This window comes from Amycolatopsis sp. cmx-11-51, assembly GCF_047608665.1.
Classification (GTDB): Bacteria; Actinomycetota; Actinomycetes; order Mycobacteriales; family Pseudonocardiaceae; genus Amycolatopsis.
On the sequence record NZ_JADNQO010000006.1, the window covers coordinates 47,000 to 72,852 of the forward strand.

The 25,853-nt window shown below is 69.3% G+C and carries 20 protein-coding genes; 13 read left to right on the forward strand and 7 right to left on the reverse strand.

Going from position 1 to position 25,853, the window contains the following annotated elements:
• Positions 1-30: 30 nt before the first annotated feature.
• A complete protein-coding gene (locus ACM6LU_RS22000) occupies positions 31-381 on the reverse strand; it encodes an FmdB family zinc ribbon protein (protein ID WP_414939611.1) in 351 nt (116 codons plus the stop codon).
• Between the two features lie 337 nt (positions 382-718).
• On the opposite strand from ACM6LU_RS22000, the gene ACM6LU_RS22005 reads away from it, so the two are divergent.
• From ACM6LU_RS22005 to ACM6LU_RS22025, 5 genes are all read left to right on the forward strand, one after another.
• Positions 719-949 carry a hypothetical protein gene (locus ACM6LU_RS22005; RefSeq protein ID WP_414939612.1) on the forward strand — a complete coding sequence of 77 codons (231 nt, stop codon included), beginning with the start codon at positions 719-721 and terminating at the stop codon, positions 947-949.
• Between the two features lie 80 nt (positions 950-1,029).
• Positions 1,030-2,259, forward strand: coding sequence for a sensor histidine kinase (locus ACM6LU_RS22010; protein WP_414939613.1), 1,230 nt, complete (start codon positions 1,030-1,032; stop codon positions 2,257-2,259).
• On the forward strand, positions 2,256-2,900 hold the full coding sequence (locus tag ACM6LU_RS22015) for a response regulator (protein ID WP_414939614.1): 645 nt from the start codon (positions 2,256-2,258) through the stop codon (positions 2,898-2,900). Before ACM6LU_RS22010 ends, ACM6LU_RS22015 begins: the two co-directional genes overlap by 4 nt.
• 185 nt (positions 2,901-3,085) lie before the next feature.
• A complete protein-coding gene (locus ACM6LU_RS22020; protein WP_414939616.1) occupies positions 3,086-3,538 on the forward strand; it encodes a DUF6463 family protein in 453 nt (150 codons plus the stop codon).
• Positions 3,539-3,593: 55 nt separating this feature from the next.
• Positions 3,594-4,961 carry a pyridoxal phosphate-dependent decarboxylase family protein gene (locus tag ACM6LU_RS22025; protein ID WP_414939617.1) on the forward strand — a complete coding sequence of 456 codons (1,368 nt, stop codon included), beginning with the start codon at positions 3,594-3,596 and terminating at the stop codon, positions 4,959-4,961.
• Here the strand turns inward: ACM6LU_RS22025 and ACM6LU_RS22030 are convergent.
• Positions 4,925-6,187, reverse strand: a complete 1,263-nt coding sequence (locus tag ACM6LU_RS22030) for an FAD-binding protein (RefSeq protein WP_414939618.1) — start codon at positions 6,185-6,187, stop codon at positions 4,925-4,927. The two genes, ACM6LU_RS22025 and ACM6LU_RS22030, sit on opposite strands and share 37 nt — an antisense overlap.
• Before the next feature lie 156 nt (positions 6,188-6,343).
• On the opposite strand from ACM6LU_RS22030, the gene ACM6LU_RS22035 reads away from it, so the two are divergent.
• Positions 6,344-7,357 (forward strand): methyltransferase, encoded by a 1,014-nt coding sequence (locus ACM6LU_RS22035; RefSeq protein ID WP_414939619.1) that lies wholly within the window; start codon positions 6,344-6,346, stop codon positions 7,355-7,357.
• A 62-nt stretch (positions 7,358-7,419) separates the two neighbouring features.
• Here the strand turns inward: ACM6LU_RS22035 and ACM6LU_RS22040 are convergent, their stop codons facing one another.
• Entirely contained in the window at positions 7,420-9,081 is a 1,662-nt protein-coding gene (locus ACM6LU_RS22040) for a (2,3-dihydroxybenzoyl)adenylate synthase (RefSeq protein ID WP_414939620.1), read from the reverse strand.
• A gap of 225 nt (positions 9,082-9,306) precedes the next feature.
• On the opposite strand from ACM6LU_RS22040, the gene ACM6LU_RS22045 reads away from it, so the two are divergent.
• The 4 genes from ACM6LU_RS22045 to ACM6LU_RS22060 all read left to right on the forward strand — a co-directional run bounded on the left by ACM6LU_RS22045 (position 9,307) and on the right by ACM6LU_RS22060 (position 18,527).
• The gene (locus ACM6LU_RS22045) at positions 9,307-14,598 is read left to right on the forward strand and encodes a beta-ketoacyl synthase N-terminal-like domain-containing protein (protein WP_414939621.1); all 5,292 of its coding nucleotides are present in this window, start codon (positions 9,307-9,309) and stop codon (positions 14,596-14,598) included.
• A gap of 82 nt (positions 14,599-14,680) precedes the next feature.
• A complete protein-coding gene (locus ACM6LU_RS22050; protein ID WP_414939623.1) occupies positions 14,681-15,961 on the forward strand; it encodes a cation:proton antiporter in 1,281 nt (426 codons plus the stop codon).
• 75 nt (positions 15,962-16,036) lie between these two features.
• Positions 16,037-17,281, forward strand: coding sequence for a glycosyltransferase (locus ACM6LU_RS22055; RefSeq protein WP_414939624.1), 1,245 nt, complete (start codon positions 16,037-16,039; stop codon positions 17,279-17,281).
• A complete protein-coding gene (locus ACM6LU_RS22060; protein ID WP_414939625.1) occupies positions 17,274-18,527 on the forward strand; it encodes an MFS transporter in 1,254 nt (417 codons plus the stop codon). The genes ACM6LU_RS22055 and ACM6LU_RS22060 overlap by 8 nt, the downstream gene beginning before the upstream one ends.
• 135 nt (positions 18,528-18,662) lie before the next feature.
• Here ACM6LU_RS22060 and ACM6LU_RS22065 read toward each other — a convergent pair whose 3' ends face one another.
• Positions 18,663-19,232: a carboxymuconolactone decarboxylase family protein gene (locus tag ACM6LU_RS22065; RefSeq protein ID WP_414939626.1), complete on the reverse strand. Its 570-nt coding sequence runs from the start codon at positions 19,230-19,232 to the stop codon at positions 18,663-18,665.
• Between the two features lie 169 nt (positions 19,233-19,401).
• Between ACM6LU_RS22065 and ACM6LU_RS22070 the strand changes: the two genes are divergently transcribed.
• The 3 genes from ACM6LU_RS22070 to ACM6LU_RS22080 are packed head-to-tail and all read left to right on the forward strand — an operon-like array spanning position 19,402 to position 22,890.
• Entirely contained in the window at positions 19,402-20,364 is a 963-nt protein-coding gene (locus ACM6LU_RS22070) for a PDR/VanB family oxidoreductase (protein ID WP_414939627.1), read from the forward strand.
• A gap of 18 nt (positions 20,365-20,382) precedes the next feature.
• Positions 20,383-21,588, forward strand: a complete 1,206-nt coding sequence (locus ACM6LU_RS22075) for a cytochrome P450 (RefSeq protein ID WP_414939628.1) — start codon at positions 20,383-20,385, stop codon at positions 21,586-21,588.
• Positions 21,589-21,618: 30 nt separating this feature from the next.
• Positions 21,619-22,890: an aspartate aminotransferase family protein gene (locus ACM6LU_RS22080; RefSeq protein ID WP_414939629.1), complete on the forward strand. Its 1,272-nt coding sequence runs from the start codon at positions 21,619-21,621 to the stop codon at positions 22,888-22,890.
• A 16-nt stretch (positions 22,891-22,906) separates the two neighbouring features.
• Here ACM6LU_RS22080 and ACM6LU_RS22085 read toward each other — a convergent pair whose 3' ends face one another.
• The 3 genes from ACM6LU_RS22085 to ACM6LU_RS22095 all read right to left on the reverse strand — a co-directional run bounded on the left by ACM6LU_RS22085 (position 22,907) and on the right by ACM6LU_RS22095 (position 25,841).
• Positions 22,907-23,704 (reverse strand): alpha/beta hydrolase, encoded by a 798-nt coding sequence (locus ACM6LU_RS22085; protein WP_414939630.1) that lies wholly within the window; start codon positions 23,702-23,704, stop codon positions 22,907-22,909.
• A gap of 119 nt (positions 23,705-23,823) precedes the next feature.
• Positions 23,824-24,606: an SDR family NAD(P)-dependent oxidoreductase gene (locus tag ACM6LU_RS22090; RefSeq protein ID WP_414939631.1), complete on the reverse strand. Its 783-nt coding sequence runs from the start codon at positions 24,604-24,606 to the stop codon at positions 23,824-23,826.
• Positions 24,603-25,841, reverse strand: a complete 1,239-nt coding sequence (locus ACM6LU_RS22095; protein ID WP_414939632.1) for a cytochrome P450 family protein — start codon at positions 25,839-25,841, stop codon at positions 24,603-24,605. Before ACM6LU_RS22095 ends, ACM6LU_RS22090 begins: the two co-directional genes overlap by 4 nt.
• Between the last annotated feature and the right edge of the window lie 12 nt (positions 25,842-25,853).

The window sequence follows — 25,853 nt, forward strand, 5'->3', positions numbered from 1 at the left end:
CAACCGGGGGCCTGTGGACAACTCGGGACGTCAGGAAGCGGCGGCGGCCGTTTTCGTCGTACCCGTGGAGGAGGATGACTCGCTTTTGGTCTTCGGCTTCGACTCGGTCTTCGACTCGGTCTTCGACTCGGTCTTCGACTCCGGCTTGCTCTCGGTCTTGGCCTCGCCCTTGGCCGGGGTGCCCGAGGTCGTGCCTGCCTTCGAATCGCGCGAATCGTTGCGGTAGAACCCGCTGCCCTTGAAGACCACGCCGACCGAGCTGAAGACCTTGCGAAGCGGCCCCGAGCACTGCGGGCACACGGTCAAGCTCGCGTCGGAGAACGACTGCACGGCCTCGAAAGCGTGTTCGCATTCCTTGCAGGCGTACTGGTAGGTGGGCACTGCTGCTCCTTCGTGCATTGGCACTCAGCCGACAAGAGTGCTAACGCCACACGGTACCGGGGCATTCCAACGCTGGTCAAACAAGGTTTCCCAAGGTCACACGACGCCCTGGTCACACCCCTTGTCCACGGGCGGGATCCGAATCGGCTCCCGTTCACATCCAGTCCCCCTGGATCTGCGTGGTCATCGACTCGGGGGGAGTCATGAGAAGTGGAGAAGCTCGCGTGCCCACCGAAGGGATCGCTGCGATGGCCGACACCTACGTTGTCTTGGCCAGGCGCTGGAAGCGTGGTGGGGACTGCAGGTCGATGGCGTCGGTGTCTCGCAGGCGGGCACCTTGTCCAAGGCGGAGGCTGTCGCCAGGGAGTACATCGCGCTCGCTCTCGACCTCGAAGAGGCAGAGCCGCCGCGAAAACAGCGTGAAGTGGCGAAAAACCTGGGAACATCCGGGTTGTCCGGGCGGGAGCTCGCCGCGGAACTCGGTTTGACACCACAGCGTGTGAGCCAGCTGATCGGCGGCTCCGGCGGAACGGTTTCCGCGAGAGTGGCGTCTCCGCCGACAAGGTGAACCGCGTGGTCAAGGGAAAGAGAGCGACCGCTGGCGGCTGAGTCTCCGATGAGTGGACATCGGTGTCTACGATCGTGGCCGTGACGTGGACCGACCGTGTGGACCGGTGGACGCGGAGACACCCCCTCGTTTCGGACGCCCTTCTCGCCCTGGGCATCGCCGTGATGCTCGGGCCGCCTTCGCTCGACATCCTGCTGGTGGCCGAGTCTCCGGCCTGGGCGTTGTGGGGGGCGGGTCTTTGCGGGGCCGCCGTACTCGCCACCGTCGCGCTGCGGCGGGTCGCCGCTGAAGCCGCGTTCGTCGTCGCCAGTCTCGCGATGGCGGTGACCGTCACCCTGCCGAACACGATGGTCTCCCCAGCGCCGCTGGGGCTGGCCGGTGCGAGCGACGGTATGGAGATCCCCCTGTTCTTTCTGCCGTCGTCGGCGGTCTACCTGGTGCACCTCTACGCCGTCGCCGCGTGGCGGCCCCTGCCCAAGAGCCTGCTCGCCCTCGGGATCAGCGTGACCGGGGCGTTGCTGTGCACCGCGAGGACGGCGACCGCGTACGGCGCGTTGCCCGCGGGATGGCTCACGCTCCTGCTGGCCCTTCTCGCGCTGGTCGCGGCTGTGGCCGGTACCTGGGCCGCGGGCCGGTTTCGTTTCGAACGGCGGCAGCGTCTCGCCGAAGAGGCCGAGGAAGCCGTCGAGCGTGCCGCGGCCGACGAACGCCGTCGCATCGCTCGCGACATGCACGACATCGTCGCCCATTCACTGGCGGTCATCGTGCGTCAGGCCGAAGGCGGCTCCGCCATCGCCGCCAAGTCACCGGACCGCGCGGCCGAGGCGCTGTCCGTCATCGCCGGCACCGCCCGGGAGGCCTTGGCCGACATGCGGGGCACGCTGCGGGTGTTGCGGGAGGCCGGGCGGCCCTCGCTCGCCGGGATCCCGGCCTTGGTGGAACGGGTACGCGCGACGGGTGTCGATGTCCGCCTGACCGAGCGGGGTTCGGCCGACGCGCTGACGGCGGGCGCGGCCATGGCGGCCTACCGGCTGATCCAGGAGGCGTTGACCAACAGCGTCAAGCACGCGGGCCCGCACGTGTGCGTCACCGTCAGGGTCACGCACATACCGGGGGCGTCGGTGTTCGCCGTCGAGGACGACGGAGGGGACGACGAGGATCGGGCGTCGCTGCCCGGCGCCGGTGCCGGCCTGCGTGGTGTCCGGGAGCGGGTGCGAGCCGCGGGCGGTACGTTCGAGGCCGGTCCCGTCGACGGCGGTTTCGAGGTGCGTGCGGAGTTTCGTGCCGGAGAACGGGGAGCGGTGAAATGACGATCGACGTCGCCCTGGTCGACGACCAGGAACTGGTCCGGGTCGGCCTGGCCATGGTGGTCGACGCGACCGACGACATCCGGATCGTCGTGCAGGCCGCCGACGGGGTGGAGGCCGTCGCGAAGCTCGCCGAGACGCGGGTCGACGTCGTGCTGATGGATGTACAGATGCCGCGGATGAACGGCGTCGAGGCCACCGGGTTGGTCACCGCCCGTCGGAACGCGCCCAAAGTGATCCTGCTGACGACGTTCGATCTCGACGAGTACGCCATCGCCGGGCTACGCGCCGGCGCGAGCGGGTTCCTGCTCAAGGACGCGTCGGCCGACGAGGTGCTCCACGCGATCCGCGCCGTCCATGCCGGCGATGCCGTGCTCGCGCGCTCCACGACCCGCCGCATGCTGGACCAGCTCGCGGTCGCACGCGAAACTTCCCCGCTGCTGGAGCGGCTCACCGCGCGCGAACGCGATGTGTTGCTGGAGATCGCCCAGGGGCGCTCCAACGCCGAGACCGCGCAGCACCTCTTCCTCTCCGAAGCCACGGTGAAAACGCATGTCGGCCACCTCCTCGCCAAACTCGGAGTCCGCGACCGGGTGCAAGCGGTGATCTTCGCGTACGAGAACGGGCTCGTTCGTCCGAGCTAGACTGGTGTCTCCCAAAGCGCGCTTCCGGATCTCCGCGGCCCGCGCCGCGGCATCATCAGGTCCCTCACCCACCTGCCAGCCGCGTTCCCAACCTCTCAGGGCACTAGCTGATCTCATCATTTCGGTGGAGCGGTCAGCGACCTCCAGCCGAGGATTTCCGCCGGGGCGGCGCGCAGCCTGGGCACATGACGACAACCGACACATATCCCGCGGCCACCACGTCCCGAGCCTGGTGGCGAAACCTCTCCGCGTGGGGCGGGCTTCTCGCGCTCTGCGGCGGTCTCTTCCACACCGTGGTCGCCGCTCTCATGCGCGACGAAGTCTGGGCGCGGATCTTCGACGAAGGATTCTTCAACACGGTCACACTGGACCCGTCGCCCGACCGGCTTCCCATGGCCGAGGCGTTCTGGCTCGGTCCGGGGAGTTTCGGCGTGCCGTTGTTTCTGCTCGGCGCTCTCGTGGTCCGGCTGACCCGGCGCGGCGAACGCGTGCCCGGCTGGCTGGGCGGAGGCCTCGCCGCGTGGGCTGTCCTGCTCGGACTGCTGGGTGGTTTCGACGCTGGAACACTCATCCTGTTGCTCATCGGTGTGCTGTTCGTGGCCGGCGCCTTGCTCGCGAAGCAACCTTCACGGCCGTGATCGTGAAATCATGAGCGGGTAACGGGCCGCGCGACGATCGGAAGAGGGCCGCCGGATGAGTGAGCTGCGAGGTTTGCTGGCCGACGTCGCCGCCCGCGTGGCCGGCTACCGCGAAAGCGTGGCCGACGGCCCGGTCTTCCCGGACGACACGGCAGGCGTCCGGGAAAAGCTCGGCGAACTGCCCGAGAAACCCGCCCCGCCCGCCGAGGTGATCCGGCGGCTCGCGGACGCCGTCGAACCCGCGCTGGTGGCGACCACCGGGCCGAGGTATTTCGGGTTCGTCACCGGTGGCGCGCTCGACGCCGCGACGGCCGCCGACATGCTGGCGACCGGCTGGGATCAGCCCGCTTTCAACACGGTCACGTCACCGGCCGCCGCGATCGTCGAGGAGGTGGCGGGTGAGTGGCTGAAGGACGTTCTCGGCCTGCCGTCCACCACCTCCTTCGGGTTCGTGACCGGCGGCCAGGGCGCGAACACGGTCTGCCTGGCCGCCGCTCGTCATCACGTGCTGGCGCAGGCCGGGTGGGACGTGGAGCGCCGCGGCCTGAACGGGGCACCGCCGCTGAAAGTGATCGCGAGCGAGGAGCGTCACGCGACGATCGACCGGTCTTTGCGTCTTCTCGGCTTGGGGACCGACGCCGTCACGCCCGTCGGTGCCGATGCCAAGGGCGCGATCGACATCGCCGGCCTCGAGAAGACGCTCGACGGGCCCGCAATCGTTTGCCTTCAGGCCGGGAACGTGAACAGCGGTGCCTTCGACGACTTCGCCGCCGCGACGGAGATCGCCCACCGGCACGGTGCCTGGGTCCACGTCGACGGCGCCTTCGGCCTTTGGGCGGCCGCCAACCCCGCAACCAGTCCTCTAGTTGCGGGGGTCGAGCGAGCGGATTCGTGGGCGGTCGACGGGCACAAGTGGCTCAATGTCCCCTACGACAGCGGTTACGCCTTCTGCGCCCATCCCGGGTCGCACGCGGCCGCGATGTCGCTCACCGCCGCGTATCTGACCGGCCAGGGTGAGGGTGGCGTGAGAGCGCCGAGCAATTTCGTGCCGGAGTCCTCCCGCCGCGCGCGGGGGTTCGCGACATGGGCGGCGCTCAGCGAGCTGGGCCGCGAGGGGGTCGCCGAGATGGTCGAGCGCTGCTGTGCGCTGGCGCGGCGGTTCGCCGAACGACTTACGGCGGAGGGCATCACCGTCGTCAACGACGTGGTGCTGAACCAGGTTCTCGTCGGCTTCGGCGACGAAACGGACCGAGTCGTCGAAGCCGTGCAGCGTTCCGGCGAGTGCTGGATGGGTGCGACCACCTGGCACGGCCAGCGCCTGATGCGCATTTCCGTGTCCAACTGGAGTACGACCGAGGCCGACGTCGACCGCGCGGTCGTCGCGATTCAGGCGGCCCGGGCGTCCGTGTCGCCCAGGGGATAGGCGTAGCTCGCCCCGCCGAGACGGCGCGCGGTCGCGTGCAGAGCGGCGTTGGCCTCGCGCATGCGTTGCAGCGTCACGGAATCTCCGGGCGGCGCGGTCCGCTGGACGCCGAACAGCACGGTGTACGGATCCCGCGCGGTCGGGACCATGGGAGCGGACACCCGCGCGGTCGGTAAGAGATACAGCAGGACACTGCCGCCGTCGCCGAGCATCTCAGGCGTCAGGTCCGCCAAGACATCACCGAGAATCTTTTCGGCGTGAGCGCCGGGCAGCAGGACGTTCGCCCTCGGATGCGGGTGGTACCACGAACCGGTCGACCGCAGGTGCGCCTCGATCGGCTGGATCCGGTCGAGGAACTCCCGATAGGTCGCGTCGATGATCTCGGCGGAATCGTGCCGGAGATCGTCGATCGACGGCGACAGCGCGGAGACCGCTTCCAGGACGAAACGCCAGCGACCGTCCACATACTGTGCCTGACCGTCCACATGGTCGAAGCGGAGTCCGTCCACCAGCCGTCGCTGATCGCCGAGGTACGCGCCGAGGTCGTGATACATCAGGCGATGCCGCCGGACCTTCGCGGGCGCGCGGGTCAGCGCGACGGTGGCGCGTGTGATGATCCCGTGCCGTCCCTGCGTTCCGCGCACAGCGCCGAAGAGCGCCGCGTTGCCGCTGGGTGAGCAGGTCACCAGTTCGCCGTCGGGGGTGACGACGTCGAGGTCGTGGACGTTGTCGGCCTGCGAGCCGTACCGGTGGCTCGCACCGCCGAAACCGCCGGTGGACAGCAACCCGCCGACGGAAAGTTCCAGGTAGTCGGGGAGTACCGGTGGGACGGTGCCGGTGCGCAGGGTCGCGTCGACGACCGCGCGCCAGCGTGCGCCCGCGTCCACGCTGATCCGGTCCGGCCCGAACGGGCGGACCCCGCCGAGTGTCGACATGTCGATGACGATGCCGGTGGTGGTCAGTGCCTGCCCGTCGACGGAATGCCCGGCACCGCGTGCCACGACAGGGATTCCATGTGCCCGGCCGAACCGCACGAGCGTCGCCACGTCGACCGCGGTGGCCGGGAAGGCGACGGCGAGCGGGCGGCGGTGGACGTGGCCGCCGAAGTCCCGCTCAGCGTCCGCGAGGTCACGTTCGCGGACGCTGAGCGTTCCGGCGAGTTCGGGCAGTGCCACGGCTCCGCGTCCGGGAATCGCCAGCCGTGGTTCGAATTCGTGGTGTGCCACGGGATGCGACCTCCGGTCCGGGGAACTGCCCTCCCCTCGGTGAACGACGCTATCGGTCGCGGGCGGCGGAGCGCCTCTCCCCGATTGCGAGCAGTCGTGGATAAGCCTCGCCGTACCTTCCGCCCCTAGCCTGACCGAAGGGCGAAGGGAGCAAAAATGTCGGTCGACGACGCGGGACGGCTCGGGCTGAGGGCGTTGGCGGATCTGGCGACACCGATGGCGGTACGCGTGGCGGCCACGTTACGGGTCGCCGACCACATCGCCGGTGGGGCACGTACCCCGGCCGAACTCGCCGCGGTCACCGGTACGCACGCGGGGGCGCTGGACCGCCTGCTGCTGCACCTGGTCTCCGTCGGCCTGTTCACCAAGGACGACTCGGGCGCCTACGCGGCGACCGAACTGGGCGAGCAACTCCGGGACGGCCACCCGCGCAGCAAGCGGAAGTGGCTCGACATGAACGGTGCCATCGGCAAGGGTGACTTGAGTTTCGTCGACCTCGGCCACGCGGTCAAGACCGGCGAGGAGTCTTATTCGGTGCGCCACGGCGTCCCGTTCTGGGACGACCTCAGCGGCGACGCGGAACTTTCGGCGTCGTTCGACGCGTTGATGGGGCACCACATCGCGCTGGACAACTCGGGCATCGTCGACGCCTACGACTGGGCGAGCCTCGGTCACGTCGCCGACGTCGCCGGTGGCAGCGGCGCTCTGCTGGAAGCGTTGCTGCTCAAGCATTCCGGGCTGCGCGGCACCCTGATCGACCTGCCGGGCCCAGCCGCGAACGCGCGGGAGCGGTTCGCCGAAAACGGTCTGGCCGAACGGGTCGACGTCGTGCCGGGAAGCTTCTTCGACCCGCTGCCCGCCGGCGCGGACGCGTACGTGCTGTCGGCGATCATCCACGACTGGGACGACGAACCGTCCGTCGCGATCCTGAAGCGCTGCGCGGAGGCGGCCGGGGACGACGGTGTCGTGTTGCTCGTCGAGGCGATCGGTTCCGACGGCGAGACCCCGAACACCGGGATGGACCTGCGCATGCTCATCTACAACGGCGGTAAGGAACGCGGTCTCTCCGAACTGGCGGAGCTGGCGCGGCAGGCCGGGCTAGAGGTGCGCGGGACGCACATGGTCGGCCAGAAGTCGTACATGTCCATTGTGGAATTGGCTAAGGCGTAGCCGAGGTCCGTGAAGGCCTCCTTGAGGGACTCTGGGTCCCTTAAGGAGGCCTTCACGGACTTTCAGGCGGCGTGGGGGACTTGGGTCAGGCGCGCGGCGATGTCGGCCCGCAGTGCCTTCTTGTCCACCTTGCCGATTCCCGTGACGGGCAGGGCGTCGACGACGACCAGCCGCTCCGGAAGCTTGAACCTGGCAGCGCCCGCACCGAGCATCAGCGCATGGAGAGCCTGCAGGGAAACAGCTTTCGTGGCGACCACGTAGAGACAGACGACCTCGCCGAGTTCCGCGTCCGGCATCGCGACGGCGGCCGCGTGCTCGACGCCGTCCAGTTCGAGGGCGAACGTCTCGATCTCCTCGGCGTTGATCTTCTCCCCGCCGCGGTTGACGACGTCCTTCTCCCGTCCGGAAACCACCAGGTAACCCTCGGGTGTCATCCGGACGATGTCGCCGGTGTTGTACCAGCCGTCGACGAACGACCGCGCGTTCAACTCCGGCGAGCGGTAGTAGCCGCGCGTCGTATAAGGCCCGCGGACCAGCAGGATCCCCGGCTCGCCTGGAGGGACTGGCGTGCCTTCTTCGTCCACCAAAAGGAATTCGTCGTGCGGTGAGATCGGCTTCCCTTGGGTATGCAGGATCAGCTCGTCCGGGTCGTCGAGCCGGGTCAGGCACAGGAGTCCTTCGCCCATCCCGAAAACCTGCTGCAACGTGCACCCGAGCTTCGGCCGGACCCGCGCCGCCAAAGCGGGGTCGAGTTTGGCGGCGCCGATCTGGATCATCTCCAAAGTGGACAGATCCAGACCGGGATCGGAGTCCAGGTACTCGATCCACCGGTGCAGGATCGCCGGCACCGCGGACGTCGCGGTGATCCGCTCGCTTTCGATCAGCGGCAACGCCTGTCGCGGCGCGGGCGACGGCGCGATGACGATCCGTCCGCCGGACATCAGCGCGCCGAGGATCCCCGGCCCGGTGTTGGCGAACCCGTGTCCCAGTGGCAGCACGACGAGATACGAGGTGTCCGGCCCGAACCGGCAGATCTCCGACGCCGTCTTGATCATGTAGCTCAAGTCGTCGCCGCTGCGCGGAATCAGTTTCGGCAGCCCGGTCGTCCCACCCGAAAGCAGGAAAGTCGCGACGGCGCTGCCGTTCGGCGCGGCGGCGTCGAGCGCCTGCGAGACCTCGACGGGCTCGTCCGCGACGAACAGCGCGCGAAGGTCGATGTTGCCGGGATGGACGTCCTCGCCCACCACGAAGACGAGCCCGTCCGGAAGGACCTCGCGGGCCAGCGTCTGGTGGTCGAATCCTTTGTGGACGTCCGGAACGACGATCGCCCCGGCTTCGGCGTTGGCGAGGATGCCGCCGATCTCGTGTTCGCGGAACTGCGGCATCGTCCACACCGGAACGGCGCCGAGTCTCAAACAGGCGACGGTGGTGACGACGAATTCCCAGCAGTTCGGCAGCTGGATGACGATCCGGTCGTCGGCGCCGATCCCGGCCGCGCTCATCCGGATCGCCGCGCCGTCGGCCTTCGCCAGCAGTTCACGGAACGTCAGCCGCACGTCCCCGTCGACGAGGCAGACCTCGTCCGGGTACTTGCGCGCGGCCTCGGCCAGATGCGTCCCCAGCGACCGGCCTTCCCAGTAGCCCTCGGCGACATAGCGGTCCGCGACGTTCCTCGGCCACGGCACGACTCCCGTCCCGGTCGACCGCCCCGCTGATCCCGGCATGGCTGTTCCTCCTCGATATGGGTCCCGATCGGACTCTAGGGACGTGCTGTGCGCGCGGGCGTCTCGAACCTTGCGCACGCACTCGGAGATCGCTCGAGGATCCCGCGCAAGCAGTCGAGGAGATGCCGGAGCGAGGCGCCAGGGCAGACGCTGTCCGTACAACGAGACGCCGGAATTTTGTGTTGTCTCCGCCTCAGGCGACCTATTACTTCGAGGAGCGAGGACTTGAGCGAGTACAAAGCACCCGACGAAGCCATTGCGATCATCGGTATGAGTTGCAGGTTCGCTCCAGACCTCGACTCCCCGGAGAAGTTCTGGGAGTTCCTGGCCGATGGTAAGAGCACCGTCAGTGACATGCCCGAAAAGCGGTGGAAGTCCTACGCGGCGAGCAGTCCGCAGGCCACCGCGATCCTGAGGGGGACCACGATCCGCGGCTCCTTCCTCGACGACATCGAGGGATTCGACGCCGACTTCTTCGGCATTTCCCCGCGTGAGGCGGACTTCCTCGACCCGCAGCAGCGGTTCATCCTCGAACTGGCCTGGGAGGCGCTGGCGGACGCGGGTGTCCCGCCGCTGTCGCTGCGCAACTCCGACGCCGGTGTGTTCGTCGCCGCGAACTCGAACGACTACGGCCGCCGCCTGCTGGAGGACATCCCCCTCACCGGCGCGTACGCCGTCAACGGTACGACGTTCTACGGGATCGCGAACCGCGTTTCCTACTTCCTCGACGTCCGCGGCCCGAGCATGGCCGTCGACACCGCCTGTGCCGGATCGCTGACGGCGCTGCACATCGCCGCGCAGAGCCTGCGCACCGGTGAGACGTCGATCGCGCTCGTCGGTGGCGTCAACATCATGGCCACCCCGGCGCTGAACGTGGCGCTGGAGGGCGCCGGCGCGATGTCGCCGGACGGCACCAGCAAGGCCTTCGACAAGAACGCCGACGGGTACGGCCGCGGCGAGGGCGCCGGTGTCATCGTGCTGAAGCTGCTTTCGGACGCGATCCGCGACGGCGACCCGGTCCAGGCCGTCATCCGGGGCAGCGGAGTCTTCCAGGACGGCCGGTCCGAGGGCATGATGGCGCCGAACGCCGAGGCGCAGGCCCACATGCTGCGCGAGGTGTACGAGCGCGCGGGCGTCGATCCGTCCACTGTGGACTACGTCGAGGCGCACGGCACCGGGACCCCGACCGGTGACGGTGAAGAAGTCGAGGCGCTGGCCGCCGTGATCGGTGCCGTGCGATCCGCGGAGAACCCTTGTCTCGTCGGTTCGGTGAAGCCGAACATCGGGCACGTCGAGGGTGGTTCGGGCATCACCGGTGTGATCAAGACCGTGCTGGCGCTGCGCAACGAGCAGATCCCGCCGAGCCTGCACACCGAACCCAACGACGCGATCTCCGACCCGAGCTCGGGACTGAAACTGGTCGGCGAGACCACCCCGTGGCCCGCCGGTGAGAACGCCCGCCGCGCCGGTGTGTCCAGCTACGGCGTCGGCGGCACGATCGCCCACGTCGTCCTCGAAGAGGGGCCCGCGCAGCCGGAACGCAAGTCCGGTAAGGAATCCAGCGACGGTACGCGGAAGGTCTTCCCGATCTCCGCGATGTCCGAGGCCGGTCTGCGCGCGCTCGCCGGTTCCGTCGCGGACTGGATCGATGCCAACCCCCAGGCGACCCTTTCTTCGATCGGGTACACACTTTCGCGGCGGCGTTCGCACCTTCCCCAGCGTGGCACGGTCATCGCCGCCTCCACCGAGCAGCTGACCGAGCGGCTCCGCGCGCTCGCGGTCGACGAGCCCGCGTCCGGCATCCTGCTGGCCCGCGCGGGGCAGCAGAGCGACGGCGCGGTGTGGGTCTTCTCCGGGCACGGTTCGCAGTGGTCCGGCATGGGCCGTCAACTGCTCGCCGAGCACGCCGGGTTCGCCGCCACGATCGACTCGCTGGCCGGTGTCTACCGTGAGGAACTGGGCTGGACGCCGCGTGAGGCGATCCTCGACGGCGGTCCGTGGACCGCGGCGCACGTCCAGGCGCTGACCTTCGCCATGCAGGTCGGCCTTGCCGAGGTGTGGGGCAGCCGCGGCGTCAAGCCGGGCGCGATCATCGGGCACTCCGTCGGCGAGATCGCCGCCGCGGTGGCCGCGGGTTCGCTCGACCTGCTCGAAGCCGCCCGGTTCGCTTGCCGCCGCGCGGCCGCGTTGCAACGGCTGGAGGGCGACGGCGGCATGGTGCTGGCGAGCCTTGCGTTCGCCGAGGTCCAGGCCAAGCTCGGTGACCGCGCCGACCTCGTCGCGGCGATCTCCGCGAGCCCGACGTCGACCGTCGTCTCCGGTGACAAGGGCGCGATCGCGGAACTCGTCACGCGGTGGCGTGAAGAGGGCATCGACATGCGGGTCGTCGACACCGACATCGCCTTCCACAGCACGCATGTGGACGCGGTGCTCGAAGAGGTCGAGGCCGCGGCACGGCAGCTCAACCCGCGGCCGCCGTCGGTCAGCCTCTACAGCACCGCGCTGACCGACCCGCGTTCCGGCGTCGCCCGCGGGGCGAACTACTGGGCGGGCAACCTGCGCAACCCGGTCCGCTTCGCCGAAGCCGTCGAGGCCGCGTTCGAGGACGGACACCGCGTCTTCGTCGAGATCTCGTCGCATCCGGTCGTCTCGCACTCGATCATCGAGACCGCCGAGAGCCTCGGCATCGAAGACCTGGCGGGCTGCGCCACCTTGCGCCGCAACACCGACGAGGTCGGCACGCTGCTGCACAACCTGGCCAAGCTGCACGTCCAGGGGGTCGAGATCGACTGGACGCGGGACTTCCCCGAGGGTGACCTGCTGGGCATCCCGGCGGCCGCGTGGCAGCACCGGCCGTACTGGATCTTCCCGGAGACCGGCGCGGACACCGGCCTCGGCAGCGGGCACGACCCGGAGAGCCACAGCCTGCTGGGGGGTCGGATGACCGTGTCCGGCGCGCCGTCGCGGCAGGTCTGGCAGACCCGGCTCGACATGGACAGCCGTCCGTATCCGCAGAGCCACGGCCTGGTCGGGGTCGAGGTCACCCCGGCGGCGTCGATCATCAACACCTTCGCCCTCGCGGCGGAGGAAGAGGTCGCGCCGGCGCTGACCGACATCGTGCTGCGCACCCCGCTCGCCGTGCAGCCCGCCCGTATCGTCCAGATCGTCAAGGAAGGCCGGTCGCTCGCGCTCGCCACCCGTGTCGCGGACGAGACCAGCGCCGACAGCGACGAGTGGATCACGCACACCACTGCCTCCATCGACACGAGCGCGAAGGTGCCGGAGGGGCGGATCGAGTTCGCCACGATCCGCGACCGCCTGCCCAGCGGGTCGCTCACGAAGGCCGACGAGATGTTCGGCCGCATGGGTGTCGAGGGCTACGCGTTCCCGTGGGACATGAGCGAGCTGTACTACGACGACGTCGAGCAGCTCGCGCTGATGGACTGCGTCGCGCCGCCCGCGAAGCTGGCGACGAGCTGGGCGCACGTGATCGACGCCGCGCTGACGATCAGCGCGATGGTGGTCTCGCCCGGCCACGCCACCGTGCTGTGGATGTCGCGCGGCATCGAGAAGGTGGCCTGGAAGGGTGAGCCGCCCGCGCGGATCATCGTGCACGCCATGCGCTCGCCGAAGTCGCCGGAAGACACCGTCGACGTGCTCGTCGCCAACGAGGACGGCGACATCGTCAGCGAGGTCATCGGCCTGAAGTTCGCGGCGGTCGAGCACCTGGGCACCGCGGTCCTGCCGCGTGACCTGGTGCACGAGGTCAGCTGGCACGAACTGCCCGAGGCCACGATCCGTTCGGACCTCGACCAGATCGTCGTGATCGGCCCGCCCGCCACCACCGGCACCCTGGTGGAGCAGTTCACCGCGGCGGGGGTCACCGCCACCGCGGTCGAGGTGGCCATCGACGGCGAACCGCTCGACCTCACCGCCGAACTGTTCGCGAACCCGGGCGCGGTCGTCGTCGCGCCTTCGCGGGCGGCGGAAGGCGAGCGGCTGGAGGACGCGACCGAGCGCGCGACCTGGTCGCTCATCCGCACTTCACAGCGGATCGCGGAACTGCAGGCGACGACGAAGGGCAAGGTCGCGACCCAGCGGATCTGGGCGGTGACCAGCGGCGTCCGCCAGGGCACCGACGAGCGTTCGGTCGCGCACGGCCCGCTGTGGGGCGTCGGCCGCATCATCGCCGGTGAGCACCCGGAACTGTGGGGCGGCACGATCGACGTCGAGCACTGCACGGCGTCGGACCTCGGTGCGCGGCTGATCGACGTCTTCCACGGCCCGGCCGGGGACGAGGACGTCATCTCGCTGACCGGCGAGGGCGCCGAAGTGGCCCGGTTGAGCCCGATCACCCGCAGCGCCGACGGTTCCCCGCTGCACTGCTCGCCTTCGGGCACGGTGCTGATCACCGGTGGTCTCGGCGGGCTGGGTCTCGAGGTCGCCCGCTGGCTGGTCGATCGCGGCGCCCGCCGCCTGCTGCTGGCCGGCCGTCGTGGCCTGCCGCCGCGTGCGGACTGGCCTTCGGTGACCGACCCGGACGTGCGGCACCAGATCGACAGCGTCCTCGGCCTCGAAGCGCTGGGTGTCACGGTCGGCGTGCTGGCGCTGGACATCACCGACGAGGACGCGGTCGCGTCGGCGCTCGCGCCGGGCGCGCTGGGTCTCCCGCCGGTGACGGGCGTCATCCACGCGGCCGGTGTCGTCAACGACGCGCTGGTGGACAAGGTCGACCAGGACGCGCTGCGCGACGTGTTCGCGCCGAAGGTGGGCGGGGCGCTGGTGCTGCACCGGCTTTTCCCGGCGGGCTCGCTCGACTTCTTCGTCCTGTTCTCCTCGTGCGGCCAGTTCGCCCGACTCTCCGGGCAGGCGAGCTACGCGGCGGCCAACTCGTTCCTCGACGCGCTGGCCACGCACCGCAACGCGGGCGGCGCGGGCGACACCATCAGCCTCGGCTGGACGGCGTGGCGCGGTGTCGGTCTGTCGCAGGACATCGCGACGACCATGCTCGAGGCGAACTCCCGTGGCCTGGAGGCCGTTTCCGCTTCGGAGGCGTTCCGGGCCTGGGCGTTCGGTGACCGGTTCTCCTCGGACTACCAGGCGGTGCTGCGGGTCCTCCCGACCCCGCCGCACCAGCGGAAACTGCCGATGTTCCGCGAGCTCACGGTGGTCGACGAAAGCGCCGAGGCCAACGCCGGCAACGGGTTCACCGTCGACTTCGCGAACCTGTCCGAATCCGACGCTCGCGAGAAGGTCACCGGCGACGTCCGCGAGCAGGTGGCGGCGGAGCTGAACCTGGAGGCCGGTGACATCGAGCTGAAGCGGCCGCTGGTCGAACTCGGGGTCGACTCGGTGATGACGGTGGCGCTGCGGGTGCGGTTGCAGCGGCGCTACGGGATGGACCTCCCGCCGACCATCCTGTGGGCCAAGCCCACCGTGGCCGCGGTGTCCGACCACATCTACACCAGCCTCGCCGAACTGGCGGCGGGCGACGAAACCCAGGCCGACGCGGCCTGATCGTCGGAGTCGAAGGGCGTGGGTGGGCCTCGATGGCCGCCCGCGCCCTTCGGCGTCCGTGCACCCGAGGAAGGGTGGACTCATGGCCATCGAACCGATCACGCGGTTCCTGCTCGCCGTCGGCGCGATCCTGCTGGTCAGCCATTTCTGCGGGGAGGTACTGAGAAGGGTCGGACAGCCGGCGGTGCTCGGCGAGATCGTCGGCGGGCTCCTGCTGGGGCCTTCGGTACTGGGCCTGATCTGGCCCGCGGGCGGCGCCTGGCTGTTCTCGTCCGAGGTTCTGTCCCATTTGGACAGAGCGGCGCAGCTGGGGCTCGTCGTGTTCATGTTCCTGCTCGGTTGCGAACTGCGGACCGACCGGATCGAACGGAAGTCACTGGTCGGCGCGGTGGTGGTGGGCGGAATGGGGTTGCCGTTCGTCGCCGGGATCGGCGTCGCGTTCGCGTCGTCGTCCGTGCTCGCCGGAGCCGGAGCGCCGAAAGCGGGTTTCGTCCTGTTCTTCGCGCTCGCGCTGGCCATCACCGCCATGCCCGTACTGGCACGGATCCTGGTCGATCTCAAGATCGAGCGGACCGGCCTCGGCGCGCTTTCCCTGACCAGCGCGGCGATCGGCGACGGCATCGCCTGGCTGACCCTGACGCTGATCCTGGTGGGCACCGGCGTCCACGGCGGCGGAAGCGTCCTCACCACGGCGATACTGGCCGTGACGCTGGTCGTCGTCACCCAGCTGGTCGTGCGCCGGGTGCTGGCCAAGCTGGTCACGCGGATCGAATCCGACAAGGTGATGACCGTGGTGTTGCTCGTGGGCGCGATCGGGTTCGCCGTGCTGACCCAGATGCTCGGCCTGCACGCTTTGCTCGGCGCGTTCCTGTTCGGCACCGCCGTTCCTCGCGACTGTCCCGTCGTGGAACGGATCAGCGAGCAACTGCGCGGCTTCACCGTCGTCGTCCTGTTGCCGTTGTTCTTCGCGCTGGTCGGGTTGAGCACGTCGATCGGTCTCCTCGGCGCCGACGTCTCGCATTGGCTGTTGTTCGCCGGGGTGCTGGTGGTCGCGCAGCTGACCAAGTTGCTCGGTGCCGGCGGCGCGGCCAGGCTGGCGGGACTACCTGGGAGACAGGCGATCCAGCTCGGCACGCTGATGAACTGCCGCGGCGTCACCGAACTCGTCGTCGCCACGATCGGGCTGAAACACGGGCTCGTCAATCAATTGGGGTTCACCATCCTCGTGCTGGTCGCGGTCGTCACGACGGCGATCACGGGACCGGTGATGCGGGTTCTCATCCGGCGGGAAAATACCGAGACCGTCGGCAATCAAGAAGACGTTCCACCCCGAGACAGACTGTCACGCTCGGTATCCGAGTAAACGAGGAACGGAGGAGCAGTGCAACCGCACCCCTGTGACTGCAGCCCGATGTGCGTGTTACGGGCGACCAATCCGATGCAGATCCGGCCGACCCGCACGGGCGGCAAGACTTTCGCTTCGGCGTCGGCTTATTGGAAGGCCGAGCCGGGGAGCGCGGATCTCGCGGGGCGGATCGTCCGGTACGTCGTCCTGGCCCATGATCCCGCCGTGCCGGACGTCGCCGCCGACTACTGGATGCACAGCGAACGCTTCTACCGTGCCGTGGTCGACCCGCTCGAAGCCGAGATCGGTCACGACCTGGCGTACCGCCGGCTGGTCGCGCAGCCGACCGACACGTTCGCCGAACGGCGGCTCGAAGAGCGCGTCGTCGCGCTGCTCGACGAAAACCCCGGTCTGGCCGGGAAGCTGGGGCAGGAGGCCGACGCCGCGGACGACAACGTCTACATCAACTATTTCCGTGGCAGGCTCTACGAACCGGAGTCCGAGCCCGCCGGGCTCGACAGGCTGACGGAACTCGCTCGCGGCGTACGCTCGCGGCCCTCCGGTACCGGCGACGAGATCCTCGTCGTCGTTCCACTGTCCGATCGGGACGGCGCGGGCCGGATCCGGAACCTGACCGCGTGCCTGCTCGCGCTGCGCGACCAGACGTTCCCGTCGGACCGATACCGCGTCACCGTCGTCGAGTTCGACGAGAAGCCGAGATGGAAGCACGTCGTCGAGCCGCTGGTCGACCACTACGTGCACATCGAGGGCGAAGGGCTGTTCAACAAGTCCTGGACGCTGAACGTGGGTGTGCGCGAGACCCTCGGCGCGGCACGGACCTTGTGCCTGCTCGACGCGGATATCCTCGTGGACCGGGAATTCCTGGAGCGCAACCACGCGCGGTTCGCCGACCAGCGTGCCGACGCACATCTGCCGCATACCGAAATGCTGTCGCTGGACGGCCCTTCGAGCGACTGGCTGATCGAACGACGTTGCGGCGAGAACACGCCGGAAGCGCCGTTGGCCGGAGCTCGCGGATTGTTGCTGCGCGACGTCCCTGGCGCGTGCCTGTGGACGCGGCCGGAGATCTTCCAGCGCATCGGCGGCTTCGACGAGCGCTACAAGGGCTGGGGCGGCGAGGACGAGGACATGCTCTACCGCATTTCCGCGGCGGGTGACGTCACGCAGTACGACGACGTCTTCCTGCACCTCGCGCACCGGCGGCCGCCGATGCGCGACGCCGAGGGGAAGCCGTTCAACGCGCACGTCGAGGTGGGCAGTTGGACCGGCGAGTCCGGCTTCGGGGACACGTCCGGTGTGGCGAGCGGCGATGAGTAGCGGGCTGGAGATCCATCCGGTGAAGGACGTGCGGCGGCAGCGGATCGCGATCTCGGGGATCTTCCTGATGGTCGGGATCATGCTCGGCTCGTGGTTCGCGCGAGTGCCGCAGCTGCGGATCGAACTCGGGTTGAACTTCGCCGAACTCGGCATGGTGCTGCTGGCCCAGACCGTCGGCGTGCTGCTGGCGATGCAGCTTGCGGGTCATCTGTCGAACCATCTCGACAGCCGGGCGGTCATCCGCGTCACTTCCCTTGTGTTGCCTTGGTTCCTGCCACTGATGGCGGCGATGCCCGGTGCGATCACCGCCGGTCTCGGCATGCTGATCTGGGGTATCATCGCGGGTCTTCTCGACGTGTCCATGAACGCGCAGGGCGTCGAGGTGGAACGGCGGGCGCGGCGGCCGGTACTCAGCAGCCTCCACGCGGTGTGGGGGATCGGCGCGCTGCTCGGCTCGGGCGGCACGGTGCTGGCGGTGCGCGCCGAATGGGCGCTGAGCGCCCATTTCTGGGTCGTTTCGGTGGTCCTCATCGCGATCGCGCTGTTCAGCGGTCGTTGGCTGCTGACGGAATCCCGCGCTTCTTCGCCCGCGGCGGAAAAGGCGCCGAAGGTCGGCTTCTTCTCCGGCTGGACCCGTGCGGTGATCGTCCTCGGTGGTCTCGGCGCGGCGGTCGCGCTGTGCGAAGGCGCGGTTTCCAGCTGGGGCGGCGTGTTCCTGAGCGAGCAACGCGGGGCGGCGGCGAACATCGCGTCGCTGGGCTACTTCGCGTTCATCGTGGCGCAGACCGGGACCCGGCTGATCGGTGACCGGCTGCACCGGCGATTCGGCGCGGTGGCGCTGGTGCGCTGGAGCATGGCGATGACCGCGGCCGGCGTACTGCTCGCCGTCCTGGTGCGGAGCGTCTGGTTCGGCCTGGCGGGACTCGCGATGGCGGGCGTCGGGCTCGCGGTGGCGATCCCGATCATTTCCAGCGCCGTCGGGCACGGCACGAAATCCAACACCAGCCTGGCGATCGCGCGGTACAGCACCCTGCACAACGCCGGTGTACTCGCCGGCCCGGCGATCTTCGGGTGGCTCGCGCAGACGTTCGGGATCAGTACGGCGCTGACGTTGCTGTTGGTGCCGCTCGTGATCATCGGCGTCTTCGCCGCGGCCACTGCTCCTGCTTCGGTTGCTTCGAGGACTTCGTCTACTCCGGACTCTTCGGATTCTTCGCCGGAGCCGGTGGTTCCTCGGGCCGCTTGAGCGCTGCCCGCAAGTCCGTGAAGGCCTCCTTGAGGGACTCTGGGTCCCTCAAGGAGGCCTTCACGGATCTGGGACCTAAGTACATGATGGCCCCCTTCCCTGCGCCTAGCGCGAGGAAGGGGGCCATCATGTACCTCAGGCGGCCTGGGCCTCAGTCTGCGCCGCACCCGAGATCGCGGCGTAGCCGCCCGCCACCAGTGCCTGCGCGGCACCGGCGTACCACTCGGCCTGGTCGGGGGCGTCGGTGGCGAGCCCGTCCACGTATCGGTTGAACAGCGAGAACAGCGAAGCGATCAGGACGGTGTCGTGGATGTCGGCCTCGGAGGCGCCGGCGGCCTTGGCGTTCTCGACCAGGGCACCGGTGACCGAGTGGCCGCTCTCGCGGGCGGCCAGCGCGACCTTCAGCAGGGCGCGCAGCTTGTCGGAGATGGGCGCGGTGGTGATGTCCTTCTTGGCGGCCGCGACGGTCTCGGCGCCGCCTTCGATCTGGGCGGCGGAGAACGCGCCGTGCGCTTCGGCGCAGAAGTGGCAATCGTTCTCCTTGGAAACGACGGCACCGATGAGCTCGCGCTCGCCGGTGGTGAGCGAGCTCGGGCCGCGCAGCAGGGTCTCGACCAGTTCGCCGAGCGGTTTCGCGGTCTCAGGGCGGAAAGCGAACAGGCCGATGATTCCGGGCTTGGTGGGATCCACCGTGATATGCGACATGCGTCCTCCAGGGATCGACGTAGACACCCGATGGTCTGCCCCGCGCACCCCCGGAAACAATATTCCCGATTGCTCAGCCCCTCGCGAGAGAGCCAGCATTCAGGGAGACGTACACATCCGTCCGCCGTGGAACCGTGGAGAGCACGAACCGAGCGGAGGGCGGGTCAAGATGCAGGACGCCGGAGCGGCGCAGGTGCAGACGACGTTGCGCGTCGCGGCCAAGGACGTCGTCGCCGAAGGCGTCGTCTCGCTGGTCCTCAAGGCCGCGGACGGCGCGCGTCTGCCCGACTGGACGCCTGGGTCCCACATCGATCTGGTGCTGCCCGGCGGGCTGACCCGCCAGTATTCCCTGTGCGGAGACCGGTGGAACGCCCACGAATACCGCGTCGGAGTCCTCCGTGAGACCGACAGCCGCGGCGGTTCCGCCTACGTACACGACGAACTCCGCGCAGGCGACACCGTCGGAGTGAGCCGCCCTCGCAACAACTTCCCGTTGGTGCCCTCGAAGAACTACCTCTTCATCGCGGGCGGGATCGGGATCACGCCGCTGCTTCCCATGATCCACCAGGCGGAGCTCACCAACGCGGACTGGAACCTCGTCTACGGTGGCCGATCGCGAAACTCCATGGCGTTCCGGGACGAACTCGAGGTGTATGACGAGAAAGTCCACATCGTCCCCGAGGACGAACAGGGCCGCCCGGATCTCCAATCCTGGCTCGGCGACGTCCGTGACGGCCTCCGCGTCTACTGCTGCGGCCCGGCCGGGTTGCTCGACGCCGTCGAGAACGCCTGCGCCCCGTGGCCGGCGCCCACCTTGTGGACCGAACGTTTCTCGGCGCCGGAGCAGGGTGCCCCGGTGCGCGACGAGCCGTTCGACATCGTGCTGGCGCGGCGCGGGGCGACCGTGACCGTCACCCAGGACATGACGGTCATCGACGCGATGCGCACGGTCGGCGTCGACCTGCTTTCGTCCTGTATGGAGGGTGTCTGCGGCACCTGCGAGACCACGGTCCTCGACGGCGTCGTCGACCACCGCGACGCGTTGCTCACCGCCGAGGACCGCGCGGCAGGCGACTGCATGTTCCCCTGCGTCTCACGTTCGTGCACCGACCGGCTCGTACTGGATCTGTAAGCCCCGGAGGCCGTGATCATGACGTCGTTGCCCGTCATCGACATCGACCCGTTCGGCACCGAGGTGCTGACGGATCCGTACCCGCTCGAGCACGCGCTGCTCGACGCCGGGCCGCTGTCCTATTTGAGCGCGCACGACATCTACGCCGTCGCCCGGTACGACGCGGTGTACGCGGCTTTGCGTAACTGGCAGGGGTTCCAATCCGGCGCCGGGGTCGGCCTGTCGAACTTCCGGACCCGGAAACCGTGGCGTCAGCTGAGCATCGTCGTCGAGGCGGACCCGCCCCATCACGACGCGCCGAGACGGGTCCTCGCGAACCTGCTCGGCCCGCGCGTGCAGCGCAGGCTCCGCGCCGAATGGATGGCCAAGGCGCACAAGATGGTCGGCGAAGTCCTCGACGGAACGCCGGGCAGCACGATCGAATTCGACGCCGTGACGGCGATCGCGGAGAAGTTCCCGCCACGCGCGGTCGGCGACGCGCTCGGACTGCCCGAAGAAGGCCGCGAGAACCTGTTGCCGTTCAGCGACTTCCTCCTCAACGCGTTCGGCCCGCGCAACGAACTCGTGGCGGCCGGCGCGCCGCACGCGAAGTTCCTGACGACGTGGGTCATGGAGCACTGCCAGCGTGACAAGCTGACCGAAGACGGTCTCGGCGGGCAGATCTGGGCGGCCGCCGACCGCGGCGAGATCACCCACGAGCAGGCCCCGGGGGTCGTGCGGTCGTTGTTCGCCGCCGGGTTCAACACCACCGTGCACGCGCTCGCCGCGGTCATGCACGCGCTGGTCACGCATCCCGAGCAGTGGGCCCGGCTTCGCGTGGAGCCGACGCTGGCGCGTATCGCGTTCGACGAGGCCGTGCGGTGGGCGTCCCCGGTGCAGACGTTCTTCCGTACCGCGGTGGGCGATGTCGGAGTCGGCGACCACGTGGTGCCCGACGGCGCCAAGGTGCTGATGTTCCTGGGTGCGGCCAACCGCGACCCCCGGCGGTGGACCGACCCGGAGAAGTTCGACCTCTCCCGCGACCCCTCCGGGCACGTGGGCTTCGGGTTCGGCCTGCACCAGTGCGTGGGACAGAACCTGGCGCGGCTCGAAGCCGAATGCCTCATCACCGCGCTCGCGGAGCGCGTGGAGACGCTGGAACCGGCGGCCCCTGGGAAGCGCCGCCTCAACAACACCCTGCGAGCCTGGCACTCCCTCCCGGTCCGGGCCCGGCTCGCCCGCTAGAAGAAGCCCACTAGTGAAAGGCTGCGCGGAATGAGCGAAACCGAGGGGCAGGCGGATCTGCTCGCCGTCGACGCCGAGTACCTGTGGCACCCGTGGTCACCGAGCCGGGTCAGCCCGGACACGCTGGTCGCGGTGTCCGGTAAGGGCTGCGAGGTCACCGACGCCGACGGCCGCACCTACCTCGACGCGAAGTCGTCCGGATTCAACGCCACGCTGGGCTACGCCTGCCGGCCGGTCGTGGACGCGATCGCCACGCAGGTCGCGAACCTGATGACCTACGACATGGGCGAGGGCGCCAACATCCCGGCGATCCGCCTGGCGCAACGGATCGGCGAACTCGCCGGCCCGGCGCTGACCCGGACCTTCTTCTGCAACAGCGGTTCCGAGGCGATGGAGGCGGCGATCCGGATCGCGCGTTTCTACCAGGCCGTACTCGGTTCGCCCGAGCGCGGACTCGTCGTCTCGCTGCACAACGGCTATCACGGCGCCACGATGGCCGGTGCCGCGACCGCCGGGGCACCGTCGCCGATCTCCGACGAATTCACGCCGAACGGGTTCGTCACCGTCCCCGGCCCGGAGGAAGGCATCGGCGCGATGAAAGGCTTCCTCGCCGAGCATGGAAAGCGCACGGCGGCCGTTCTCGTCGAGCCGGTCCAATCGCGTGGCGCCTACGTCATGCCGGAGGACTACCTGCGCGGCGTGCGGGAACTGTGCGACGAACACGGGATCCTGCTGGTCCTCGACGAGGTGACGACCGGCTTCGGCCGGACCGGGCTGATGTTCGGCCACCAGCACGCCGGCGTCCAGCCGGACATCCTGGCCACCAGCAAGGGATTGGCGGCGGGGTACATCTCACTCGGCGCCGTCACCACCACCCAGCACGTCTTCGAAGTCTTCGACAGCAACAAGAAGATGGCCGGTTTCGTGCACGGGCACACGCATTCCGGGCACGCCACCGCGTGCGCCGCCGGGCTCGCGGTGATCGCCCACATCGAGTCCGAACAGCTCCTCGCGAACACCCGGGCCCGGGGTGAGCAGCTGCTGACCGCGCTGGAACCGTTGCGGGAACTCGCCTGTGTGACCGACATCCGTGGCCGCGGCCTGATGATCGCGGTCGAGATGGACCGGTCCCGCCGGGCCGCGCAGGTACGGAAACTGATGCGGGACAACGGAGTGCTGGTCCGGCGTACCGGCAAGAACGTCGTGCTCGCGCCGCCGCTGATCCTCACCGCCGACGAGGCGGACCGGATCTCGAGGGAGCTTTTGTCCGCCGCCGAGAAGGCCGCCCTCATCGAGTACTGAGGGCGGCCCCCCGGAGTCACAGCAGGATGTCGCCCAGCTGCTTGGCGAAGCCTTCCGGGTCCCAAATGAACCCGCCGTGGTCGCCGGGGAACTCCACCACTCCGACACCGAGTTCGTCGGCGAGCGCGGCGCACGTCCGCCGGGTGAGCAGCCCGCCGGAGTCCGCGCCGAGGCCGACCACGACCCGGAACGGCCCGTCGCGCAGCGCGTCGAGCCGGGGCTCGTAACGCGTGGTCGTACGGAGTTCGTGGACGAAGAACCGGCGACCGTCCTCCAGGTCCTGCTCGGGGGAGTCGCTCGGCGGCGGGCCCGCCTCGTCCTCCTCGAAGCCCGAAGTGCCGAGGAACTTCGTCCATGCCGCTTCGAGACCGTCGGTTTCGAACGCCTTCACGATCTCGTCGACCTCGGCGTGCTGCTCGGCCGCGTCGGGAAGCAGGGTCAGCGCGGGCGGCTCGTGCGCGACGAGCGTCCGGATCCGGCCGGGGTGGCGGGCGGCCAGCGCGAGCGTGGTCATCGCGCCGCCGCTGGAACCGAACACGTCGGCCGTTTCGGCGCCCAGGTGGTCCAGGATCGCGACGACGTCCTCGGCGCGCTTCTCCGGGCTCGAGTCCTCGTTCGGGTCGTCCAGTGGGCTCTGTGAGATGCCCCGGGGGTCATGGGTCACGACGGTGAACCGGCTCGCCAGCGCGTCGGCCAGCGGTGCGAAGGCGTCCGCGGCCATCGGCGAGCCCATGGCCAGCAGCAGCGGTCCGTCGCCGCGGACCTCGTAGTGCAGCCGGCCGCCGGAAATGGTGATCTCGTTCGTGCTGGTCATCTCGGTCGTCCTTCCTCGATCTTCCGCCCGTCGGGTGGCGGCGTCACAGGTTGGACCCCGTGCCGGGCGCGAACTCATCGCTCGCGCCCGGCAATTCGCCGACATTCACCCGATAGCGGTTATCCGGCGGTGAAGATCTTGCCCATGATCCGGCGTGAAACGGTCCGTGGCGAGTACGCCAGGAACGCCGTGAGCAGGCGTGCGACGGTCCCGGGCACGGTGATCGTGCGCCCGGCGTCCCACGCCTTCAAACCGCCGCGGACGACCTCTTCGGCGGTGGTGAAGCCAGGCGTCTTCTCGACCGTGTCGCCCAGCCCGGCGACGTCGCCGAACTCGGTGGAGGTCGCCCCGGGGCACAGCGCCATGGCCCGCACACCGGTCCCCGCCAGCTCCGCCGACAACGACTCCGTGAAGGACAGCAAAAAGGCCTTCGTGGCGCCGTACACGGCCATGTTCGGGGTGGCGAAGAAGCCCAGGTTCGACGCGACGACGATGATTCCGCCCGACCCGCGCGCGACCATCTTGGGAACGGCCTGCGAGACGAGGTCGACGTTCGCCGTCACGTTGAGCCGGATCATGCCGAGGGCGTCGGACGGCTCGCTCTCGTGAAAGCGGCCACGCGAGCCCCGGCCGGCGTTGCAGACGACGAGGTCCGCGCCGCCGAGTTGCTCAGCGCGCCCGAGGATCGCCTCGGCCGCGCCCTCGGAGGTGACGTCACGGACGAAGGGGACGATGAAGCCACCGGAGCCCTTGGCCAGCTCGTCGAGCCGGTCGGCGCGGCGGGCCACGGCGAGCACGCGGTAACCGCGGTCCCGCAGCACTCGCGTGAACTCGGCACCGATGCCCGAAGACGCGCCGGTGACCACCGCCAGTGGCGCGTCGTGGACGGGTCCGCCGGTCATGACCGCACCAGCGAGGGTTCGCCCAGGCGCACCGGGACCTCCTTGTGGCCGTTCATGATGAACGTCCCCTGGCCCTCGAGCTCGTCGACGCCGACCGCGAGCTTCAGGTCCGGGTAGCGGGCGAACAGCGCCGGAAGCGCGAGCCGCAGTTCCAGCCGCGCCAGCGGTGCGCCGAGGCAGAAGTGCGCGCCGTGCCCGAACGACAGGTGGGTTTTGTCGGCGCGGGTGGCGTCGAACTCGCCCGCGGTCTCGCCGTGGTTCTCCGGGTCGCGGCCGATGGCGGTGAAGCCCATCAGCACCGGGTCGCCCTTGCGGATGGTGACCCCGGCGACCTCGACGTCCTCGGTCGCGTATCGCAGCGGGAGCTGCGCGACCGGGGCGTTGACCCGCAGGGCCTCTTCGATGACGTCGTCCCAGGAAACCTGGCCGCTGTCCAGGAGTTCCTTCTGCTCGGGCTGGCTCAGCAGCGCGACGACGGCGGCGCTGAGCGCGTTCATGAGGGTTTCGGAACCCGCGCCGAGCATGAGGTGCAGGGTGCCGACCATCTCCTCGTCGGTGAGCCTGCTGCCGTCCTCTTCGCGCGCGGCGAGCAGGAGGCTGGTCAGGTCGTCGCCGGGGTTCTCGCGTTTGAACTCGGCGAGGTCGGTCAGCTCCTGGTGCCACAGCTCGACGTTGGCCTCGGCCTCGTCACCGGAGGTGGTCGTGGTGACGTTGACGCCGGCGCCGCGCAGGGCGGACGCGCGGGCCGACTCCGGCACCCCGAACATGTCGCAGATGACGCGCGCGGGCAGCGGGGTGGCGAAGCGGCCCTTGAGGTCGATGACCTCGTCCGGACCCGCGCTGGAGAGACCGTCCAGCAGGTCGTCGACGATCTTCTGGATCAGCGGGCGGGTCAGCTCGACCTGCTTCGGCGTGAAACCACGGGAAACCAGCTTGCGCAGGCGCTGGTGGTCTTCACCGTCGTTCGTGGTCATGTTGTCCATCAGGAGCCAGCCGATCAGCGGCCAGTTCGAGGGGATCTCGCCCTCGGTGTACTTGGTCCACTTCTGCGGGTCCTTGGCGAACCGGTTGTCGGACAGCACCTGGCGCGCCGCCTGGTATCCGGTCACGGACCACCCGATCACCCCGCCGGGCAGTTCGACCTGGGTGATCGGCCCTTGTGCGCGGAGAGCCTCGCTCTCCGCGTGAATGTCCGTACCCGCGATGTCCAGGGTGTAAGGGCAGCGGCTTTCCATCGAATCTTCTCC

Excerpts from the sequence above, each read along its gene's own strand:
- ACM6LU_RS22015 (WP_414939614.1), top strand. The coding sequence starts at position 2,256 with ATGACGATCGACGTCGCCCTGGTCGACGACCAGGAACTGGTCCGGGTC.
- ACM6LU_RS22020 (WP_414939616.1), top strand. The coding sequence starts at position 3,086 with ATGACGACAACCGACACATATCCCGCGGCCACCACGTCCCGAGCCTGG.
- ACM6LU_RS22025 (WP_414939617.1), top strand. The coding sequence starts at position 3,594 with ATGAGTGAGCTGCGAGGTTTGCTGGCCGACGTCGCCGCCCGCGTGGCC.
- ACM6LU_RS22035 (WP_414939619.1), top strand. The coding sequence starts at position 6,344 with ATGTCGGTCGACGACGCGGGACGGCTCGGGCTGAGGGCGTTGGCGGAT.
- ACM6LU_RS22040 (WP_414939620.1), bottom strand. The coding sequence starts at position 9,081 with ATGCCGGGATCAGCGGGGCGGTCGACCGGGACGGGAGTCGTGCCGTGG.
- ACM6LU_RS22050 (WP_414939623.1), top strand. The coding sequence starts at position 14,681 with ATGGCCATCGAACCGATCACGCGGTTCCTGCTCGCCGTCGGCGCGATC.
- ACM6LU_RS22055 (WP_414939624.1), top strand. The coding sequence starts at position 16,037 with ATGCAGATCCGGCCGACCCGCACGGGCGGCAAGACTTTCGCTTCGGCG.
- ACM6LU_RS22060 (WP_414939625.1), top strand. The coding sequence starts at position 17,274 with ATGAGTAGCGGGCTGGAGATCCATCCGGTGAAGGACGTGCGGCGGCAG.
- ACM6LU_RS22065 (WP_414939626.1), bottom strand. The coding sequence starts at position 19,232 with ATGTCGCATATCACGGTGGATCCCACCAAGCCCGGAATCATCGGCCTG.
- ACM6LU_RS22070 (WP_414939627.1), top strand. The coding sequence starts at position 19,402 with ATGCAGGACGCCGGAGCGGCGCAGGTGCAGACGACGTTGCGCGTCGCG.
- ACM6LU_RS22075 (WP_414939628.1), top strand. The coding sequence starts at position 20,383 with ATGACGTCGTTGCCCGTCATCGACATCGACCCGTTCGGCACCGAGGTG.
- ACM6LU_RS22080 (WP_414939629.1), top strand. The coding sequence starts at position 21,619 with ATGAGCGAAACCGAGGGGCAGGCGGATCTGCTCGCCGTCGACGCCGAG.
- ACM6LU_RS22085 (WP_414939630.1), bottom strand. The coding sequence starts at position 23,704 with ATGACCAGCACGAACGAGATCACCATTTCCGGCGGCCGGCTGCACTAC.
- ACM6LU_RS22090 (WP_414939631.1), bottom strand. The coding sequence starts at position 24,606 with ATGACCGGCGGACCCGTCCACGACGCGCCACTGGCGGTGGTCACCGGC.
- ACM6LU_RS22095 (WP_414939632.1), bottom strand. The coding sequence starts at position 25,841 with ATGGAAAGCCGCTGCCCTTACACCCTGGACATCGCGGGTACGGACATT.